Raw genomic sequence first — 557 nt, 5'->3', positions numbered from 1 at the left:
CTTCGCGCTGTGGCGCGGCGTGCGCCCCGACACGGCGCCGGTGCTGGCCGAACTGCGTCGTCAACTGATGGCCTGAGGAGCGGCAGATGGACGAGATGGTGCGGATCAGTGGTTACCATGCCCATGTCTATTTCGATGCCGCTACGCTGGAGCAGGCGCGTGCCCTCTGCGAGGACGCGGCGAAGCGCTTTCCGGTGAAGATGGGGCGGGTGCACGAGCGCCTGATCGGGCCGCATCCGTGCTGGAGTTGCCAGCTGGCCTTCCGCGCCGACCTGTTCGCCGGCCTGGTGCCCTGGCTGATGCTCAACCGCGGCGGCCTGGACGTCCTGCTGCACCCGATCACCGGCAACGAACTGCGCGACCATCGCGACTGCGCGATGTGGATCGGGCGCTCGCACGTGCTGGATCTGAGCGTGCTCGATGACGCCGAGGACTGAGGGTCAGCCGCGCAGGGTTCGACGCCGCTCACTCAGTCTTCGAACTGCACCGGGCAGTGTTCCGCGCCTTCCAGCTTGAGAATCTCCTCGATCACCTGGGGCCGCGCCTGACGCAGCACC

General features: G+C 67.7%; 1 protein-coding gene. It reads left to right on the top strand.

Going from position 1 to position 557, the window contains the following annotated elements:
• Positions 1–86: 86 nt before the first annotated feature.
• Positions 87–437: a DOPA 4,5-dioxygenase family protein gene (locus J0A65_RS25340; RefSeq protein WP_232850152.1), complete on the top strand. Its 351-nt coding sequence runs from the start codon at positions 87–89 to the stop codon at positions 435–437.
• Positions 438–557 lie beyond the last annotated feature (120 nt).

This window comes from Bowmanella yangjiangensis, from assembly GCF_017255015.1.
Taxonomy (GTDB): domain Bacteria; phylum Pseudomonadota; class Gammaproteobacteria; order Enterobacterales; family Alteromonadaceae; genus Bowmanella; species Bowmanella yangjiangensis.
Note: the sequence above shows the minus strand (reverse complement) of the source record. Positions and strands in the feature narration are given on the sequence as shown.